This window comes from Streptomyces sp. NPDC006512 (assembly GCF_040611935.1).
Taxonomy (GTDB): Bacteria; Actinomycetota; Actinomycetes; order Streptomycetales; family Streptomycetaceae; genus Streptomyces.
Window position 1 is genome coordinate 37,659 of the sequence record NZ_JBEXPG010000009.1, and the last position, 17,940, is coordinate 55,598.

Consider the following 17,940-nt stretch of genomic DNA (forward strand, 5'->3'; position numbering starts at 1 on the left):
CAATCCAACGGCCCCCACTCGTCACGTTGTGTGAACGATCGCTATGGGTGTGGCATGACGAACTCACCCCGTGACCCCGCGTCCCCCCTCGGCCCCGGACGCCGTGCGGTCCTCGGCGGCGCCGCCGGCGCGGTACTGGCCGCCGGCGCCGGCCTGCCGGCCGCGTCGGCGGCCGCGGCCCGCAGCGGCCGCCCCGCCGCGGACCTGCCCGACGAAGTCGAGTACCTCGTCATCGGATCGGGTCCGGGGGGCGGCAGCGTGGCCGCGAACCTCGCCGAGGCCGGACACTCGGTCCTGGTGCTCGAGGCCGGCCCGGCCCAGGGCAACCAGACGTACTACGAGGTCCCGTCCTTCTACCTGAAGGCCGCCCGCGATCCGGAGATCAGCTGGGACATGTGGGTCCGTCACTACACCGACGACGCGGCCCACGGCAGCCAGTGGGTGCCCGGCAAGGGCATCCTCTACCCACGGTCCGCGACCCTCGGTGGCTGCACCGCCCACAACGCCATGATCCTCATGTACCCCGAGCACTCGGACTGGGCGTACATCCGGGACCTGACCGGGGACCAGGGCTGGGATCCGCAGACCATGTGGGACGTGCACTGGAAGAAGGTGCTCTCCTGGCAGCCCGTCGAACGTTCGAGTCCGCTGCTGGCCCTGCGCGACCCGTTCCTCGACGCCCTGGTGCTCGGAGTGAACTCCGAGCCGCTGCCCCAAGGGCCGGTGGCTTCTCCGCTCGACCCCGACGTGAACTCCAGGGCGAACGTCGACCGCAGCTCCCAAGGCGTGTTCACGACCCCGATGACCGCCCTCGCGGGCCGCCGGCACGCCATCCGGGAGCGCCTCCTCGCGGTCCGGTCCCGGCACCCCGCCCGCCTCAACCTGGTCACGGACGCCCTGGCCGAACGCATCGTGTTCGAAGAAGCCGGCGGAACGCTGCGGGCCACCGCGGTGGAGTTGCTGCTCGGCCGGCACCTCTACGGCGCCTTCGCGGACGCCCGTCCGGTCGCTGACGCCGAACGGGCGTCCCTGCGCCGCACCGTCCGGGTCACCCGGGAAGTGGTCGTCGCGGGCGGCGCCTTCAACACACCCCAACTGCTGATGCTTTCGGGCATCGGCCCCCGCGACCACCTCGCCGCGCGTGGCATCACGCCCCTGCTCGACCTGCCCGGCGTCGGCGGCAACCTGCAGGACCGGTACGAGGTCTCCGTGGTGTCCCGGCTCGGCCACGACCTCGCGGCCATCGCCGAGTGCGAGTTCCGTGACCAGGACGACCCCTGCCTCACGGAGTGGCGCGACCCGCTCAGGCGGCCCGCGGCCCCGTACGCCTCCAACGGGGTGGCCACGGGGATCAAACGGCGGTACTCGCGCGGCTCGGCCCACCCGGAGCTGTTCGTGTTCGCCGCACCCGGCAATTTCGCGGGATACGTACCGGACTTCGACACGCTGGCGGTCAAGGACAAGCGGCACCTCAGCTGGCTGGTCCTCAAGGGCTACGCGGCCAACCGCTCCGGGACGGTACGCCTGTCCTCGGCCGACCCGACGGCGCAACCGGAGATCAACTTCCGTTCCATGGACGACGGCAGGGGCGGCGACGAGGACGTCGCGGCGATGATCGAGGCGATCCGTTCGATCCGCAGCATCAACCGCAAGGTCGGCCTCGTCGATCCGCTGAGCGAGTCCGTTCCCGGTCCGCGCGTCGCGACCGACGCCCAGCTCGCCGCCTGGATCCGGCGGGAGGCGTGGGGACACCACGCGTCCTGCACCGCGGCCATCGGTCCGGCCGGCCGCACCGGTTCGGTCCTCGACAGCCGCCTGCGCGTGCACGGAACGGCAAACGTCCGCGTCGTGGACGCCTCCGCCTTCCCCCGCATCCCGGGCCTCTTCCTGATGGCTCCCGTCCTGCTCCTGGCGGAGAAGGCCAGCCAGGACATCCTGACGGCCGCCGTCTGAGCGGCGGCGCCGGCCTCTCCGGGCCGGCGCCGGCCTCTCCGGGGGGCGCCAGGCCGATCGTTTCCGCAGGTCAGGCGTGCTCACGGAGCCGGGCCGTTCGGGTGAGGGGAAAACGATCCCGCAGGCCGGGCGGGTTCCCCCGCCGCACTGCCGACCGAAACGATCCTCACTGCCCGGCTTCGTCGCCGGGCCGCCGCCCTCGCGCCGGCAGACGCGGTGCGCCACGGCCGCGAACCCTCACCCAACCCCGAGTAAGGAGTCCCGGCATGGGACTGACGCCAGCCACCATCGCCTCCGAACTGGAAGCCGCGAACAAGGTCGGAGACCCGAAGGCCGACCAGTTGGTCTCGGACCTGATCGACAACAAGGAGATCGACGGGGTCAACTCCCTGTTCCGGACCATCGGCACCCTCAAGCCCGGCCAGGACCTCTCCGAACTTCCCCCACGCCTGGCGGAGTTCCTCAAGGAGGCCGCGGCCGCACCGCCGGACTGGTCCGAAGCCGACGTCAAGGCCGCGGAGAGCTTCTTCGCCCACCACCACGGCGAAGTCAGCATGCTCCAGGGCACGGTCGGCCTCATCGGCACCTACCTCTCCCCGACGGGCGCCTTCACCCTCCGCTCCACCGGCCGCCTCGGCGGCGTCGAGGGCCCGGGCCGCCGCCTGTCGCAGTCCTCCCGCCTCTTCCTCGACATGGGCGACAGGAACGCCATGCGCGACGGCACCCTCGCGGCGAACGTCACCAAGGTCCGCCTGGTCCACGCATCGGTTCGCCAGCTCCACAAGAAGAGCGGCGAGTGGGACTACGCCAAGTGGGGCGAGCCGGTTTCGCAGAAGTACACCACCGGCGCCGCATGCGTCTTCTCCACCCAGATCATCCAGGCCATGGAGCGGCTGGGCATCGACGTGGCCAAGGACGACGCCAAGGGCTTCATGTGCGCCTGGCAGTACGTCAGCCACTACCTGGGCACGCACGAGAAGTGGCTCCTGCCCAAGGACCCCGGCCAGGTCGAGACCCTGTGGAACCAGGTCCGCGACGAGGAGTGGAAGAAGACCGACGACGGGGTGTTCATGACCAGGCAGGCCGTCGACTTCTACAAGAAGTTCTACCCGCCGGGCGCCCACGACGCGTTCATCGCGATGGTCCGCCACGCGTTGACCGACAAGTACGCGGACATGGCCGGCCTGCCCAAGAGCGTCCTGGACGCGGCCGCCAAGCCGATCACGGCCGGCCATGACCTGGTCAGCGGAATCGGAGGCGGCCTCCTCGGCGGCGGAGCCAAGAAGGCCACCGGCGTCAACCCCTACAAGGAGATCGTCGGCATCGCCTCCAAGGCCTTCAACGGGATCCAGAAGTTCGCCCTCACCCACGACCAGGACGACCAGCCCCAGATGCACCAGGAACTCCACGACAACCGCTGACCGCCCCGGGGCCTCCGGGACCCGCCGCGACACGCACGAAAGCGCGCGACAACGACGCCGAGAGCATGACAGGGCCGGGACGCGGGTGGACGCACTCCCGGGAGACCGGAGGGGCGGCCGCAGCCGTATCCCGCGCCGCCGGCCCTGTCCCTCCCGCACGGCCACCGCCCGATTCGCCACCCGCGTAGATCAGTCGCCCGGCACCCCGGAAATCCCCTTTCCTTGATCAAGAATTCCATTCGAACAAGGTGTTGTGACGGGTGTCTCCGTTCGATACGATCGCAACCCTCAACGGCCGTAAGTCCACCTATTGCAGGGGGCATTGTGGGTGCGTTCGCGTCAGCAATCCCCGCCGGGCGGGACCATTGATGGACGAGGTCGAATTACGACCTTCCGGCCCTGAGTTACCCGAAGAAGCGCCCGCATCTCCCTTCCGCATAAGGGATTTCGCGCTCTTCTGGACCGCGGGCGCCGTGGACGGTCTCGGCACCTGCGCGTCCTCCCTCTTTCTTCCGCTGATCCTGCTGGGCGCCGGATATTCGGCCGGGCTCGCCGGACTCGTCGCGACGGTGGCTCTGATCAGCGGCCTGGTGGTCTCACCGGTCGCGGGCGTGTTCGCCGACCGGTGGCCGCGCAAACCCATGATGTACACGGCGGCCCTGGTCGCGGCCGGCGCCATGGGATCGGTGTTCGTGACCGTGGCCCTCGGCCATGTCGTCCTCGTCCACGTCCTCGTCGCGGCCGTGGTCGAGCAGGCGGCCAGCGCCACCTACGGGGCCGCCGCCTCCGGGACGATCCGGCGGCTGGTGCCGCCCGAGGGGTACGCCCGGGCGATCGGGTACCTCCAGGCACGGGACCAGGCCGTGCAGATCGTCGGGCCGACGCTGGGCGGCGTGCTCTACCAGTTGGCCCGCTGGGTGCCGCTGCTCGCGGACGCGGTGTCGTTCCTGCTCGTGGCCGTGCTGAGCAAGGCGATCCGCGCGGACCTGACGCCCGGGCGGGAGGGCCCCGCCGGTTCGTTCACCCGTGACCTCGCCGAAGGGCTGCGCTTCGTGTGCGCGCAACCCTTCCTGCGCTTCGTCGTGGTGTGGACCGCCGGGATCAACGCGCTGCTCGGCGCCCTGTACTTCCACGCGGTGTTCGCCTCCCACGCCCAGGGCGCCAGCCCCTCCTCGATCGGGCTCATCCTCACCCTCGCGGGCGTCGGCGGGCTGCTCGGCGCACTCGCCGCTCCGTGGCTGGTACGGCGGGTCGCTGCCCCGCGGATCGTGACGGGCGCGTCGTGGGCCATGGTGCCTACGGCGGCCGGGCTCGCCTTCGCGTCCCGGACCTGGGCCTACGGGCTCCTGCTGAGCGGGGTGTCGCTGATCGTGCCGTCCGTGGTGGTCGTGCTGCAGACCCGGGCCGTGCTGGTCACGCCCGACCGGCTGCTGGCCAGGATGGGGACGGTGCTGGGCACCGCCGGCCAGGGCGTAGCGGTGCTGGCGCCAGTGGCGGCGGGGGTCCTGGTGGCGGCGTACGGGGGCCGTACGGTCGCGCTGGGCTGCGCGGGCGCGTTCGCCGGGCTGGCGCTGTACGCGACCGGCAGGGCGGGACTCGTGGCCCGGGAGGCGTCGTGACACCCGCCGCGCAGAAGTCCGCCACGCGCACCTACGGCGTCTACCGGCCGGTGCTGCCGGTGACCAGCCCCCGGACGCCCGACCGCATGGTGTACACCGGCGACGCCGACGGCCGGTGCGAGATCTTCGCGTGGGACCGGTCCAGCGGCGTCGGCCGGCAGCTCACGGACCGTCCCCAGGGCACGCTCCTGTGCGCCATCGACGAGGACGAGGCCGTGTGGTGGTTCGACGAGGACCGCGGCGGCAGCGGAGGCTGGCGCACCCAGCCCTTCGACGGCGGCCCGGACCGTACGGCGCTGGCCGGAGTGCCGTACGGGCGGCCCGCCGGGCTGGCGCTGACGGCCGGGGGCGCTGTGGCCGTCGGCATCCGGAGCCCCGAGGGGCTCAGCATCCACACGGGGCGGCGCGGCGGCACCGGCACCTGCGTCCTGCACACGACCGACTCCGGCACGCTGTGCGACCTCGCGCCGGACGGCGGGCTGCTGGCGGTGTCCGGACCGGCCCACTCCGCCCACGCCGTGACGCTGCTGACCCCGGACGGGACCACCGTCGCGGTGCTCTCCGGCACCAGGGAACGCACCTGGGCGCTCGGCTTCGCGCCCATGCCCGCGCCGTTACCGGGTCCGGTGCCGTTACCCGGCCCGACGCGGCTGCCCGGTCCCGTACCGTTACCCGGCCCCGCACCGTCCTCCGGGCCCGGCCCGACGCCCGGCCGCACCCTGCTGCTGGTCATGCGCGAGCGCGCCGGCCGCTACCACCTCGGCACCTGGGCCCCCGGTCGCGGACTGGAGCTGCTGCCCTGGTGCTCGTTCGACACCGAGACGACCGCCCGCTGGTACCCCGGCCCGGGCGCCGCGCGCGTCCTGCTCCGGCAGGACCGGCACGGCCGCAGTCGGCTGTTCACCGCCGACCTGGACCGCGGCGAACTGACGCCGGTGCCCACCCCGCAGGGCAGCATCCTCGACGCGGCGCCGGCGGCCGACGGCGACGTGCACTACCTCTGGACCGACGCGGTGAACGTGCCGCGCGCGCTGTCCCTGTCGGGTGCGCCGCTGCCCGGGCAGAGCCAGTGGCGCCTCCCTCGGTTCGGCCACCGCCAGGACCTGTGGACGCCCGGCCCCGACGGCCCGGTGCACACCTTCGTCACCACACCCGCCGACCGTCCCGCACCGCACCCGCTGGTCTTCCTCGTCCACGGCGGTCCGGCCGACCACGACCGCGACGCCTACGACCCGATGGTGCAGGCCCTCGTCGGGTCCGGTTACGCCGTGGCCCGCGTCAACTACCGGGGCTCCACCGGGTACGGTCCGCGCTGGCGCTCCGCCTACTCCGAGGGCGTCGGCCACACCCAGGTCGCCGACCTGGTGAGGGCCCGGGCCGAGCTGCTGGAGCGGGGCATCGGCCGCGAGGGGGCCGTGGGCCTGTGCGGCACGTCGTGGGGCGGCTACCTGACCCTGCTGGCCATGGGAACCCGCCCGGACCTGTGGAACGTGGGGGTGGCCGTCAAACCGCTCGCCGACTGCGTGACGGCCTTCCGGCACTCCACGCCCGCCCTCCAGGCGCTGGACACGGCGCTGTTCGGCGGCACCCCCGACCAGGTGCCCGAGGCCTACGCCCGCGCCTCCCCGTCCTCGTACGCGGCCGAGATCCGCTCCCCGCTGCTCGTCGTCGCCGCGCGGCGGGACGCCAAGTGCCCGCCGGAGCAGATCGAGGCGTACCTGGCCGTGCTGCGCGCGGGCGGGGTCGCCCACGAGCTGATGTGGCTGGACTCCGGCCATGACGGCTACGACGGCGCCGACCACCTGGCCGTGATCCGGCGGTCCCTCAGATTTCTCGGCCGCGGGCTGCCTTCGGCACCCGCGCCGGCCGAGCCGTCCCCGCACCCGGGGAGGAGGTGAACAGCATGCAGAAGGACATCATCCACGGCGACCCGCTCGAGGGCGACGAGGAGAGCCGCAAGCCGGGCGTCGGAGTCGTCGTCTACCTCCGCTCCGCGGAAGAGATGGAGGACGAGGAGAAGTAGCACGAAGGGGCCGGCCCCGCACCCCGTGCGCGGCCGGCCCCTGTCACACCGGAACACACCGGACCACATGAGAAGAGGCCAGCCATGCGCGTACTCCTGGTGAACATGCCCTGGGCCCCGATCGATCTCCCGTCGCTGGCTCTCGGAATTCTCAAGCGCAGCGTCGACGAGCGCGTCCCGAACGGAACGGCGGACGTGCTCCACGCCAATATCGAATACGTGGACTGGATCACCAAGAACACGGAATTCACCCTGGAGGACTACTCTTACTACGCGCTCGGCTCCTATTTCCTCGGCTGCGGCGACTGGGTCTTCTCCTCCGCCCTTTACGACGACCCCCAGTGGCGCGTTTCCGAGTTCACCGAAGCGATGAGCAGCCGGGTCCGTGGAACCCGGATGGAGATGACGAAGGCGCTGCACGTGACCGCGCCCGATTTCGTCCGGTACATCGCCGAGCGCATCGTCGAACTCGCCCCGGACGTGGTCGGTTTCACCTCGACGTTCCAGCAGAACACGGCCGCCCTGGCGGCCGCCAAGTACGTCAAGCGCCTCGCCCCGCACATCATCACCGCCATGGGCGGCGCCAACTGCGACGGCAAGCAGGGCGAGACCGTCCACCGCAACTTCCCCTTCGTCGACTACGTCCTGCGCGGCGAGGGCGAGGTGTCCTTCCCCGCGCTGCTGCGGGCGTTGGACGCCGGCGAGCCGTTGTCGGAGGTACCCGGACTGTGCTGGCGCGACGCGGACGGCGCCCCCGTGGTCAACGCCATGAGCACCAAACCGCTGCCGCCCGCCTCGATCCTCCCGCCGGACTACGCCGGGTACTTCGAGCGCCTCGCCTCCTCCCACGCGCGGCACTGGGTCGAGCCCAAGCTGGTCGTCGAGGGCGCGCGGGGCTGCTGGTGGGGCGAGAAGCACCACTGCACCTTCTGCGGGCTGAACGGCTCGTTCATGCAGTTCCGCAGCAAGAGCCCGGACGTGTTCTACGACGAGATCATCGAACTGGCCCGCAAGCACCGGGTCCTGGACATGTACGTCGTCGACAACATCCTGGACATGGGGTACGTGAACACGGTGCTGCCGCGCATCATCGACAGCGGGTTCGACCTGCGCATGCACATCGAGATCAAGTCCAACATGCGGCGGGGGCAGCTCCAGACCCTCGCCGACGCGGGCCTGATATTCGTCCAGCCGGGCATCGAGAGCCTCAACAGCCGGGTGCTGACGCTCATGGACAAGGGCGTGACCGGCGGCCAGAACGTCCGGATGCTCCGCGACGCCGCCACCGTCGGCCTCTCGGTCGCCTGGAACTACCTGCACGGCTTCCCCGGCGAGGACGTCGAGGACTACGACGACGTGGTGGCCCAACTGCCCGCGCTGGAACACCTCAACCCGCCCGTGGGCCCGTCCTCGCGGATCGCGATCGAGCGCTTCAGCCCCTACTTCAACAACCCCGGGCTCGGCTTCTCCGAACTGCGCGCGGCCGAACCGTACCGGCTCACCTACGACCTTCCCGACGCCGAGATGTTCGACCTGGCGTACGTCTTCGACGTGCCGCCGCGAGGGATCGGCGAGGACGTCGTCGACCGTCTCGACGAAGGCATCTCGCACTGGAAGCGCAACTACGCGGGCAGCCGTCTCACCCACTGCGATCTGGAGGACCGGATCGTGCTGGTCAGCAAGCGCCGGGCCTTCGACTGGACGCACCTGGAACTCACCGACCCGTTCGAGCTGGCCCTGTTCCGGCTGCTCGACCAGCCGCACACGGTGAAGGCGGCCGCCCGCAAGCTGCACGAGGACCACCACGTGGGCGAGGACGCCCTGCGGCAGGTACTGACGCGCTGGCGTGCGCTCGGGGTGGTCTTCGAGGACAGCGGGCAGTTCGTGCAGATCGCGCCGCCCGCGCTCAACGAGGAGTTCCTGCGGATCGACTTCATGCGGCACACCTCCGCCCGCGACGGCGAACTCGCCGCGACGACCGCCTGACGCCTGCCAGACGACTGCCCGACGGAGAGACGACGATGACTCCAGCACTCACCGGCACCCCGCCCTTCACCGTGACCGCCTCGCGTGACTACGACCCCGAGGTGGGCGCGCTGCCCAGCATGTCCCTGGGCCGCTACGAGATCGACCTCCCCGGCGGCGAGGCCGCCCGACGGCTCTTCGCCGCCGGGGCCCGGCACGTCACGCTTCCCCGCCCGGTCGACGTGACGGACACCGCCGACGCTGCCTGGTCGGTCCGGGCGCTCAGCTTCGTGGGCGACCTGTCCAGCCTGGCCATCTCGGTCGACTGGCAGATCCACACCGGCCCGGACCCCGACGCCTGGCGCCACTACGGCCATCTCCACCCGCCGACCGCCGTCCTCGGCACCGCCGACCCGGCCGCGACGGCACTCACGTGGCGCAACGCGTACTACATCTGCAAATGCGTCTACCGGTACGGCCCCGGCTTCATCCAGGTCCGCGACCGGCGCTACGGCGAACTGCGCCGCTTCACCATCGACGAACCGGACTACCACGAGGCCATCGAGGCCCTCACCGACGGCGCCCGCGCCGACGCGATCCCACGGCCGATCCTGGACGACCTCATGGGCGAGACCCTGGTCCTCCGTCTCGGCGACCACCTGTGGTGGAGCCCGTACCGGGTCCGCCGCTGGTCGGAGGCCCCGCTGGTGATCTGACGGAGCGCCGGCCCAGCGGTCGGGCCGCCCGGGCGTCCTCTCGCCGCGCTCCGGGCTACGCCCCCGCCCAGTAGGCGGCCCGCACCTCCCCCTCCGCGAAGTCCCGGCGCGGCAGACGCAGGCCGAGGGACTCCTCCAAGGCGTGGAAGTACAGCTCGAACGTGCTGGACAGTTCGGGGTGGTCCAGCTCGGCCCGGCGCAAGGCCCGGTTGAGGAAGTCCAGTTCACCACCGCGGAGGTAGGGGGCGCGGCCGCGCTCGTACCAGATCAGCTCCAGCATGCCATGGTCGTCGTCGCTGACGCGGCGGCCGTCCCGCACGTAGTCGAAGGTGTAGATCGCCTTCGCGGAGGTCGCGCTCAGCCACACGCTCTCCTTGATCCCGAGGGCCGCGTACGCCTCCTTGTCGGCGAAGGATCCCGGCGGCGTGTCGTGGTGCAGCAGGAACGTCCACCCGCCCGCCTGCCCGAAGCAGCAGCTCTCCCACGCGCGGTCCCAGTGGACCCGGCCGCCGTCCACGGCCTTCAGGTCCTTCAGGCGCGTACCGGCCGCGACCTGCGCGGGATCGGCCCCGTACAGCAGGGCCAGCCGCTCGGGGTCGATGACCTGCCCGGGCGCCGCGCGGAAGAAGGCGAGCGTCGTGTACGGGTCCTGCTCGCGCCAGGACCCGGCCATCCAGGCGAGCCCCTCCAGCGGATCGCGCCCACAGGCCTCGACCGTCCCCGTGTCGTCCAGGCCACCACTGCGGAAGCGCCTGCCCCACGCCGGATCGATCAGGTCCAGCGCGCCGGCCACCTCCTCGAGGCTGCCGCCGCGCCCGCGTATCGCGGCCTCGGCGATCAGGTACAGCGCCTGTTCGAGGTCGCGGGTGGCGAAGACCTCCCGGTAGGGGCCGTGACGGCCGTGCACCGTGCCGTCCTCGTCCAGCAGCAGCCACAGGCCGTCGTCCGCCGTCCCCTCGGCGCGCTCGGCCCACTCCTCCAGCTCGTCGTGCGAAAGCGTCACGGGCGGCAGCCCGACCTCGTCGAGCAGGGTGTGCCGCGCGGCCGTCCGCTGCCAGGCCTCCGCAAGGGTCCGCTTGGTGATCTCCATGGCGCCACTGTAAAAGGGCCCACTGACAACGGGCCGCCCCCGCCGACGGGTTCGGCACCCGGCCGCCCTGTCCCGCTGCTTCGGTGCGCGGACGGCGCCCCGGGGCACCGCACGCGCTGGGGGAACCAGTCGGACTGCGCGATCGTCGGTTACGGATGTGACTGAAGTGACGCCCATACTGACCGCTGACCACCGCGAACTGATCTCGGACCTGTCCGGGATCGTCTGCGACTACCCCTACGTGGATCCCGAATCGACCCTCGCCGTCCTCGCCGGCGACGCGGTGGAGGCGCTCGGCCGCGACACCCCGGAGGGCCGCCGGGAGCGGACCGGGTACACGATCCTCCTGCATGCCACCTGCTGGTACGTCGGCGCACGGGTCTTCAGCAAGTCCCTGTTCGCGTCGTACACAGAGGCCCTGGACGGGCTCCGTGCGCAGCTGGACCGGGCCTCCTGCGCCTGTCCGCCCGATGCCCACCCCGCGGATCTGGACTCGGAGTACCAGGTCGAGGCGGGGGTGAGCATGCTGACCGAGGAGGGGCGGGCCGCCTTCGCCGAGGAGTACGGTCTCGACGCGGAGGAATTGGCGGTGTTCGACTGCCAGGGGTTCCTCGCGGACCTCGCCGATGAGGCCCTGGGCTGCCTGCACGAGGCGCACCGGGAGCTCTTCGGCGGCATTGACGTCTCCCATCTGGACGCGCGGTTCGTCCGGGACGACGGCAGCCTCGACCTCGTCGCCGTGCAGGAGGCGATCAGCCGGAGCTGGGAGAACAACACCGGCCCGGTCGCCCTGTGGTCCGCCCGCCGCTGGCTCACCGGGCAGGTGCGGGACGAGGAGCGGATCGGCCTGTTCCTGTGCCTGTGGATGGGCATCGCCCAGACGTACGAGGGTCTGCCGCCCTCGTACGCGCGCGACCTGGCCGCCGCGCTCGCCACCGTCGACCTGGACGCCTCCTGCGAGCACCCCCAGCACCCCTGGTCCACCGCCGACTCCACCGTGCAGTCCCGGTTCAGCGCCGTGGTCCACCTGTACGCGCCGCAGGACCACCCCGACACCCCCGTGCCCGCGGAGCTCTCGGCCCGCGAGCTGTGGGAGTGCCCGGTGCAGTACGCCCAGTTGGCGCGGAAGGCGCTGGAAGACCTCAAGGGATGGCGCACGATGCGCGGCGGCGACGACGAGGACTGGGAGGACTGAGCGGTACGGGTCGCCTCGGAGCAGGTCAGGACTGACCGGCCGCCACCGCCCGGAAGGCCGCGGTCGCGCGGCGTGCGACCGCGTCGGCGTACGGCACGAAGACGGCCGGGTCGGCGTGATCGGTGAGGCGCAGGCGCACCGCGGGCTCGAAGGTGTGGGCCGTGTAGTGGACGAGTCCGTCGGGGACCAGCGCCTGCGCGAACTGTTCGATCTCCCGCTCCCACCACGTGTACCGGGTGGCGAGTCCGTTCGCGATGCTCTCGCTGGTCACGACCGCCAGAGCGTAGGCACCGGAGGGCCTCCGTACGAGGAGGATCCGGTCGGGGTGGTACGAGCCGTCGCGCCACCGCCCTGCGTACAGGTGTCCCGTCGGCATGTCCGGCGGTGTCCTCAGCCAGGTGGCGTCCGGCAGGCCGGACCAGGTGAAGTGCACCCACCAGCCGTGGCGCACCTCGTACGGCTTGTCCTTCACGGTGATGATGCCGGGCCGGCCGGCCGCCTCCAGGGCCGCCGCGGTCGCGGTGATCACCCCGGTCACCTTGCGCACGGCCTCCTCGCGTGCCCGCTCGTTGCGGACCGAGGCGCGGACACGCTGCCACCAGGCGTCGACGTCACCGACGGTCTCCCGCAGCTCGGCGGGCCAGGACTCCGGTGTCTCGCCCCGCGCCGCCAGCTCGCGCGGCGTGCTCCCGCCGGGCAGCGGCCGGTCCGCGGCGGCCTGGCGCCACTCCCACTCCTCGAACCGGGCCCGGGCCTCCGCACGCCGCCGCTCCTGTTCCCGGAAGGCCCGTCGGCCCGCCTCGGCGCGCTGGGCCTCCTGGTCGGCGATCCGCCGCTCCACGGCCTCCCGCACCGGCCGGTAGGCGGCCGCCGCGGGCTCCACCCGTTCCAGGAAGGCCGCCTTGGCCTTCCTGTACGTCGCCTCGGCCCAGCGCCGGCCCACCAGCCGCCTGCGCCAGCGCCGGACCCGCTCCTCGACCTGCTCCAGTTCGACGACGGCTTCGGTGAGTTCGCGCAGGTAGGTGAGGGCGGCAACATTCCAGGCGGTCACCTCCTGCGGTGTGCCGGCCGCCACCACCCGGGTGCGCGAAAAGCGCGAGGAGACCAGCCCGCCCGGGACGCCGTCCCCGGTCTCGCCGGCCCCCTCGGGGAACCAGTAGACGGTGATGAGACCGGCATCGGCTATCGCGTGGTTCAGCCACGATATTTTCAGGGCCATGGTCCGAGGATGCCCACGAGGACGGCTCCGAAGTCCCGGCCGGGGACGCCGTCCAGGCCGGTTCCTCCGGGTCGGGTCACTGGGACGGGTCGTACGGGTCCACCGGGAGCTGTGCGAACGGTGTCCGGGTGTGACCCTCGGGCGAGCAGGCGGCGAACGGCCCCTGCTGGGGGTCCATCAGGACGCGCAAGTGCGGATCGGCGTGCTGGATCCACCAGGTCGTCATGCCGAGGGCCGGGTCGTGGCGCAGGTGCTCCCAGGCCAGCCAGAGTGCGGACAGCCGGGCCCCCGCCTCGAAATGGTCCCACCAGCGCGGGCACCACGTGGCGGTCGTACCGTCCAACGGGCGGCGGATGGTGTGGGCCAGGTAGCCGGTGACGAAGTCGAAGACGTCGGCGAAGTAGAACTCGGCCTTGCCGTCGTGGACTTCCGAGGCCGGCATGGGGAAGACCGAACGCGGCTCGCGCGGCGGCTTGGCCGGGGCGTACGCCCTCAGCAGCGCGTCCAGGGCCGTGTCGCGCTTCCGGAGCTCCGTCAGGATCCAGCCCTGCAACTGCTCCTGCAGTTCGGCGACCTCGGCGTAGGCGTCCGCCTCCAGGCAGTCGACGAGCCGCTGCCTCCAGTCGTCCAGCCGGCGGGCGTGGTGCTCTTCCTCGTACGCCGACCGCGCGCCGGCCAAGAAGTAGGTCAGAGTCATGTGGTGATCCCGCTTCCACTCCTCGCCCGCGGCCTCCGCGGTGACCTTGGCGGCCACCCGCTGCGCGTGTTCGGCCGCTGAGCTGTCCGTGGAGCCGGTGTTCTCGTCGGGTGCTTCGTTCATGAGCCGAGAATAACTTATTATCGTCTCAGTGACGATAAAAGGGTGCGGTCATCAGTGCGTCGGACTACCCTGGCGCAGAAGATCACTGACGCGGGGGAGCGGCCATGAGCGACGGCAACCATCAGGCTGTGCAGATCATGATCGGAGGCGGGCCGGCCGTCCTGGCCCGCCCGGCGGGGGCGGTGCTGGTCGACGACTGCGGCAGCGTGTTCCACCGGGGCGTTCTCCCCGACCTCGGCCACACCCCCGATCAGCTGCGCCACCTGAGCGCCTACGGGTTCGACCCCTACGCGTACGCCGCGCCCACTGAGCGGGTGCCGACGATGGCGGTCCGCATGTGGCTGGACCAGCTGGCGGCTTCCGGCCCGGTGGTCAACGGCACGGCTGAGCTGGCCGTGGACCAGGAACGCCGTCTGGTCGCGGCCGTCCACCCCGCGGGGGCCGCCGACCGGGTCATCGTCGACGTCGAGGGCATACCGACGCTCGCCCCGGGCCTGCCCGCACAGCTCGTGCCCGGCACCGGCCCCGCGCTGCACTCCTTCGACTGGGCCGCGGGTGTCCTGCTGGCCGATCTGGTCAGGCAGGGTCCGGTGGCGAGCGGGGCGGCGCGAGCACTGGTCGGCCTGCTCAACCAGCGGGGCGGCCCGGCGGACGTGCTGGCGTTGCTGGACCGCATGAACCCGGCGCTGCTGACCGCGTCAACGGCGCCGATCGAGGCGATCCGAGCGTTCGCCGCCTTCCTGTGGGTCACCGAGCACGCCGCCGGACCGCTCTGCTTCGGTGACGCCCTGGTGTACGGGCGGATCGCGGCGACGACCGCCGACCGCTGGATCGTGGCCGGCGGCGGGGACCACGCCCTGGCAACCGCCGAGGCCCTCCTCAACGGTAACCCGGCCGCCCGGGTCACCGTGGTCGCGGCAGCCTTCGAAACGGCAGCGCTCAGCACGGCACGGTACTTCGGCCTGTGGAGCCGCCACACCGCGGACGGCGGTGGTGACGGACGCCTGGAGTTCCGCACCGGAGCCGAGCCCGGCCCCGTCACCCTCACCGGTACGGGACGCTTCACCGAGGGCGGGGTGGAGGCCGACGGATACGCGGCGTCGATCGGCCGGGCCCGCCGACTGCCGCTTGCCGTGGGCAAGCTGGCGAGCTGGGCGCGGGAGGCCCACGGACAGGTCACCGGCACCCTGCTCTTCGACACCGACCTGCTCTACCTCGGCTACCGGCTGCACTTCGTCGCCGAGGGCCTGCTGCGCCAGGTGGACGTCACCGGCGCCGCCTCGTGGTTCCTGCCCGCCGACGTGTTCCCGGAAGAGCAGGCCCGCCGGGTCGAACTGATGGGTCAACGTGCCGTGCCGCCGGAATCGGGATGCACCCCCACCGACCTGGCGCCGGTCGCGCAACAGGGCGCCCGGCTGGCGGCTGCCCGCCGGCAGGGCGCGGTACGGGAGACCGAAACGGTGCCCGAACGCTGGGTGCCGTCCGTCTGACCGCTGGGCCGGATCGCGGCGCGGCGTGGCCGCGCCGTCGGATCAGGGCAGGGGCGAGGCCTCGGTGGCGCGGGCCCGCCTCAGGCGGAGACGGCGCTGCGGGTCAGGGCGGTGCGGAGCGCGAAGACGCCGAGCAGTCCGCCCGCCGTGAACCGCTGGGCGGTCATGGCGCGGGGCCGGGCGGCCAGGAAACCCGACACGCGCGCGGCACTGAGCATGATCAGGGCGTTCACGCAGATCCCCACGACGATCTGCACGGCACCGAGCTGGAGGAGCTGCGCCCAGGCCGGACCTGCCTGCGGGTCCAGGAACTGGGGCAGCAGGGCGGCATACATGAGAGCGATCTTCGGGTTGAGCAGGTTGGTCAGCAGCCCCATCGAGAACAGGCGGGCGTCGGAGACCGGAGGCAGGTCTTGGGCCGGTGCGAAGGGCGAGCGGCCGCCCGGCCTGAGCATGCCCCAGGCGAGGTAGGCCAGGTAGGCGGCCCCGGCGAGCTTGACCACCGTGAAGGCCAGCGGCACGGCGGCGAACAACGCGGACAGGCCCGCGGCCGCCGCCAGCAGGTAGCACACGAATCCCACGGCGGTCCCACTGAGGCTCACCAGTCCGGCCCTGCGTCCTTGCGTGATGGCGCGGGAGGCGAGGTGGATCATGTTCGGGCCCGGAGTCAGCGCCATGCCCAGTTCGATGAGGGCCACTCCTCCGACTGCGGTCAGAGCGATCATCGGTCAGCCTCCAGGCCGTTCGTCGGGTACCTGATGTGGAAGGGGGGTCACCCGGCGGCGAAGCGCGGGTGCGAGGCATCAGCCGAGCCTGCCGCGCCCGCAGCAGCATACGGCCCCGCCCCTCGGGCTCTTCATGAGCTCCCGGCCCCGCTCCCGGCCCGCCGACTGCTTCAACCTGAAGGCAGTCGAACGGCCTTGACGCCGAAGGGAACCCCCTCGGCTCGGCCGGCGGGTCCTCGCCGAGGTACTTCTGAGAGGGCTTGCGCGGCAGCGACTCCTCCCGGTCCTCGACCCGTTCGACGTTCCGCGGATGTCCACGGACCGGTACGGGTCCAACAGCTCGCGCGTCTCCTCGCAGAACACCACTGCGCCGTTCAGGAACGGGGCGGCCAGTCGGAGTCGGTGAGGGCCCGGGCCTGGTGCACACGCTCTTCGACGAGCCGGCGGAACCCGGGGAGCGCGTACCGTTCCCCCGTCGCCGATCGGGTGCCGCGGATTCCGGCGATGTCGGCCATGAGCTGCTGGGGCTGGGGCTGCCAGCCCACGACCAGGACCCGCAGCCCCCAGGCTTCCGCCCGCCGGTGCAGGTCCAGCAGGTGCAGCAGCCCCTCACGGTCCATGAGGACCACGTGGTGCAGATCGACCGTGAGGACCCGCTCATGGGCGGTGACCACCTCGTCCACCACGCGCCCGAGTGCGGCGCCCGTGTCCGCGTCGAGTTTTCCGTCGACGCCGACCCAGAGGGTGCTGTCGCGGTGTTGGACGTCCACAGTGTTCAATGCGGTGCCTCCCGTCACCCGGAAGCCGGTGCCCGCCGGGGGCCATCATCTTGGCGTGCTGCCCGGCAGGACCGGTACGGGACGCGCTGGCGGACCGCTGTCGGCTTGACCGCGGCGGGGACACCCGATTCTCGAACTCGCGCTCGAACATGCGGAGATCGCCTGCAATTCAGAGGCTCCACAACAATGATTCTGACATCTCCCGTCACGCCGGTCACGATTCTTCGACCCGGAATCAGATGGCGGGCGCACCGGCTCCGGGCATGAAGAATTTGGCCGGATCGAGCTGTGGACAGCCAGGGGCCTTTCGGGCTGAATGGACCTCGCCCATCGGCGGACCATACGGGAGGGCGGATAATCGTGTCCGAAGGCCTAGGAGAAGTCGACAAGGAACAGGTTCAGGCGAGAGTCCAGAAGATCCAGGAAGTCTTCGCCCGTAAGCGGGAGGAGAGCGGCAGCCTCGGCTCGGGGCTCGATCTGGAGGCGTCAGCGCGGCAGGCCTTGGAGGCGAGGGCGCGGCCCGCCGTGGTCGCGGACGAAGAGATCCTGGCGAAGCTGCGCGCCTCCGCTCCGCAGTCCCGCGACGAGAGCGGCCCGAGCATCTGGTGCGAGCTCTACGGATTCCTGGACCTCGGGTACAAGATTCATCTGAATCCCTACGCGGTCACCATGGTGACGAGTGCGGCCTCGGCTCTGGAAAAGGTTCTGGGCGACGCCGTAGAGGATTTCCCGGAACTCGAGGCGATGTTCGTTCCGCTGCTCGCGTTCATTTACGCCGAAGGGGACGCGATCGGTGAAGTCGCTCAGATCAACGGCTCGGTCGTGCTGATCGGCGTGATCCCCGACCCGTTCCCCCTTCCGTTCCCCGACGACTAGTCCTCCACCCTCAACCGCACGGCCGGAGGCCCTCCAGCAGATCCTTCGC

At 71.6% G+C, this 17,940-nt stretch carries 14 protein-coding genes; 9 read left to right on the forward strand and 5 right to left on the reverse strand.

Features of this window, described 5'->3' with window-relative positions; genetic code table 11:
* The first annotated feature begins 54 nt into the window (after nt 1–54).
* The 6 genes from ABZZ17_RS09150 to ABZZ17_RS09175 all read left to right on the forward strand — a co-directional run bounded on the left by ABZZ17_RS09150 (nt 55) and on the right by ABZZ17_RS09175 (nt 9,697).
* Nucleotides 55–1,953 (forward strand): GMC family oxidoreductase, encoded by a 1,899-nt coding sequence (locus tag ABZZ17_RS09150; RefSeq protein WP_356873668.1) that lies wholly within the window; start codon nt 55–57, stop codon nt 1,951–1,953.
* A 266-nt stretch (nt 1,954–2,219) separates the two neighbouring features.
* Nucleotides 2,220–3,374, forward strand: coding sequence for an oxygenase MpaB family protein (locus ABZZ17_RS09155; RefSeq protein ID WP_356873670.1), 1,155 nt, complete (start codon nt 2,220–2,222; stop codon nt 3,372–3,374).
* A gap of 368 nt (nt 3,375–3,742) precedes the next feature.
* Complete coding sequence (locus ABZZ17_RS09160; RefSeq protein WP_356873672.1) at nt 3,743–4,993, forward strand: MFS transporter; 1,251 nt, start codon at nt 3,743–3,745, stop codon at nt 4,991–4,993.
* Nucleotides 4,990–6,891 carry a prolyl oligopeptidase family serine peptidase gene (locus tag ABZZ17_RS09165; RefSeq protein ID WP_356873674.1) on the forward strand — a complete coding sequence of 634 codons (1,902 nt, stop codon included), beginning with the start codon at nt 4,990–4,992 and terminating at the stop codon, nt 6,889–6,891. Before ABZZ17_RS09160 ends, ABZZ17_RS09165 begins: the two co-directional genes overlap by 4 nt.
* 209 nt (nt 6,892–7,100) lie before the next feature.
* Nucleotides 7,101–9,002, forward strand: coding sequence for a RiPP maturation radical SAM C-methyltransferase (locus ABZZ17_RS09170; RefSeq protein ID WP_356873676.1), 1,902 nt, complete (start codon nt 7,101–7,103; stop codon nt 9,000–9,002).
* A 35-nt stretch (nt 9,003–9,037) separates the two neighbouring features.
* Nucleotides 9,038–9,697: a DUF5825 family protein gene (locus ABZZ17_RS09175; RefSeq protein WP_356873678.1), complete on the forward strand. Its 660-nt coding sequence runs from the start codon at nt 9,038–9,040 to the stop codon at nt 9,695–9,697.
* Nucleotides 9,698–9,752: 55 nt separating this feature from the next.
* Here ABZZ17_RS09175 and ABZZ17_RS09180 read toward each other — a convergent pair whose 3' ends face one another.
* Nucleotides 9,753–10,787 carry a hypothetical protein gene (locus ABZZ17_RS09180; RefSeq protein ID WP_356873680.1) on the reverse strand — a complete coding sequence of 345 codons (1,035 nt, stop codon included), beginning with the start codon at nt 10,785–10,787 and terminating at the stop codon, nt 9,753–9,755.
* A gap of 166 nt (nt 10,788–10,953) precedes the next feature.
* Here ABZZ17_RS09180 and ABZZ17_RS09185 point away from each other — a divergent pair, with 166 nt between their 5' ends.
* On the forward strand, nt 10,954–11,982 hold the full coding sequence (locus ABZZ17_RS09185; protein ID WP_356873682.1) for a hypothetical protein: 1,029 nt from the start codon (nt 10,954–10,956) through the stop codon (nt 11,980–11,982).
* Between the two features lie 25 nt (nt 11,983–12,007).
* Here the strand turns inward: ABZZ17_RS09185 and ABZZ17_RS09190 are convergent, their stop codons facing one another.
* Both ABZZ17_RS09190 and ABZZ17_RS09195 read right to left on the reverse strand, forming a co-directional pair.
* Nucleotides 12,008–13,201, reverse strand: a complete 1,194-nt coding sequence (locus tag ABZZ17_RS09190; RefSeq protein WP_356873684.1) for a hypothetical protein — start codon at nt 13,199–13,201, stop codon at nt 12,008–12,010.
* 76 nt (nt 13,202–13,277) lie between these two features.
* Nucleotides 13,278–14,021, reverse strand: a complete 744-nt coding sequence (locus ABZZ17_RS09195) for a DUF4913 domain-containing protein (RefSeq protein ID WP_356873686.1) — start codon at nt 14,019–14,021, stop codon at nt 13,278–13,280.
* Nucleotides 14,022–14,125: 104 nt separating this feature from the next.
* Here ABZZ17_RS09195 and ABZZ17_RS09200 point away from each other — a divergent pair, with 104 nt between their 5' ends.
* Nucleotides 14,126–15,511 (forward strand): hypothetical protein, encoded by a 1,386-nt coding sequence (locus ABZZ17_RS09200; protein WP_356873688.1) that lies wholly within the window; start codon nt 14,126–14,128, stop codon nt 15,509–15,511.
* A gap of 80 nt (nt 15,512–15,591) precedes the next feature.
* On the opposite strand, the gene ABZZ17_RS09205 is transcribed toward ABZZ17_RS09200, so the two are convergent.
* A complete protein-coding gene (locus ABZZ17_RS09205) occupies nt 15,592–16,236 on the reverse strand; it encodes a LysE family translocator (protein ID WP_356873690.1) in 645 nt (214 codons plus the stop codon).
* Nucleotides 16,237–16,610: 374 nt separating this feature from the next.
* Nucleotides 16,611–17,006, reverse strand: a complete 396-nt coding sequence (locus tag ABZZ17_RS09210; protein WP_356873910.1) for an STAS domain-containing protein — start codon at nt 17,004–17,006, stop codon at nt 16,611–16,613.
* Between the two features lie 369 nt (nt 17,007–17,375).
* On the opposite strand from ABZZ17_RS09210, the gene ABZZ17_RS09215 reads away from it, so the two are divergent.
* Nucleotides 17,376–17,891: a hypothetical protein gene (locus ABZZ17_RS09215; RefSeq protein ID WP_356873692.1), complete on the forward strand. Its 516-nt coding sequence runs from the start codon at nt 17,376–17,378 to the stop codon at nt 17,889–17,891.
* Nucleotides 17,892–17,940 lie beyond the last annotated feature (49 nt).

Excerpts from the sequence above, each read along its gene's own strand:
- ABZZ17_RS09150 (WP_356873668.1), top strand. The coding sequence starts at position 55 with ATGACGAACTCACCCCGTGACCCCGCGTCCCCCCTCGGCCCCGGACGC.
- ABZZ17_RS09155 (WP_356873670.1), top strand. The coding sequence starts at position 2,220 with ATGGGACTGACGCCAGCCACCATCGCCTCCGAACTGGAAGCCGCGAAC.
- ABZZ17_RS09160 (WP_356873672.1), top strand. The coding sequence starts at position 3,743 with ATGGACGAGGTCGAATTACGACCTTCCGGCCCTGAGTTACCCGAAGAA.
- ABZZ17_RS09170 (WP_356873676.1), top strand. The coding sequence starts at position 7,101 with ATGCGCGTACTCCTGGTGAACATGCCCTGGGCCCCGATCGATCTCCCG.
- ABZZ17_RS09175 (WP_356873678.1), top strand. The coding sequence starts at position 9,038 with ATGACTCCAGCACTCACCGGCACCCCGCCCTTCACCGTGACCGCCTCG.
- ABZZ17_RS09180 (WP_356873680.1), bottom strand. The coding sequence starts at position 10,787 with ATGGAGATCACCAAGCGGACCCTTGCGGAGGCCTGGCAGCGGACGGCC.
- ABZZ17_RS09190 (WP_356873684.1), bottom strand. The coding sequence starts at position 13,201 with ATGGCCCTGAAAATATCGTGGCTGAACCACGCGATAGCCGATGCCGGT.
- ABZZ17_RS09195 (WP_356873686.1), bottom strand. The coding sequence starts at position 14,021 with ATGAACGAAGCACCCGACGAGAACACCGGCTCCACGGACAGCTCAGCG.
- ABZZ17_RS09200 (WP_356873688.1), top strand. The coding sequence starts at position 14,126 with ATGAGCGACGGCAACCATCAGGCTGTGCAGATCATGATCGGAGGCGGG.
- ABZZ17_RS09205 (WP_356873690.1), bottom strand. The coding sequence starts at position 16,236 with ATGATCGCTCTGACCGCAGTCGGAGGAGTGGCCCTCATCGAACTGGGC.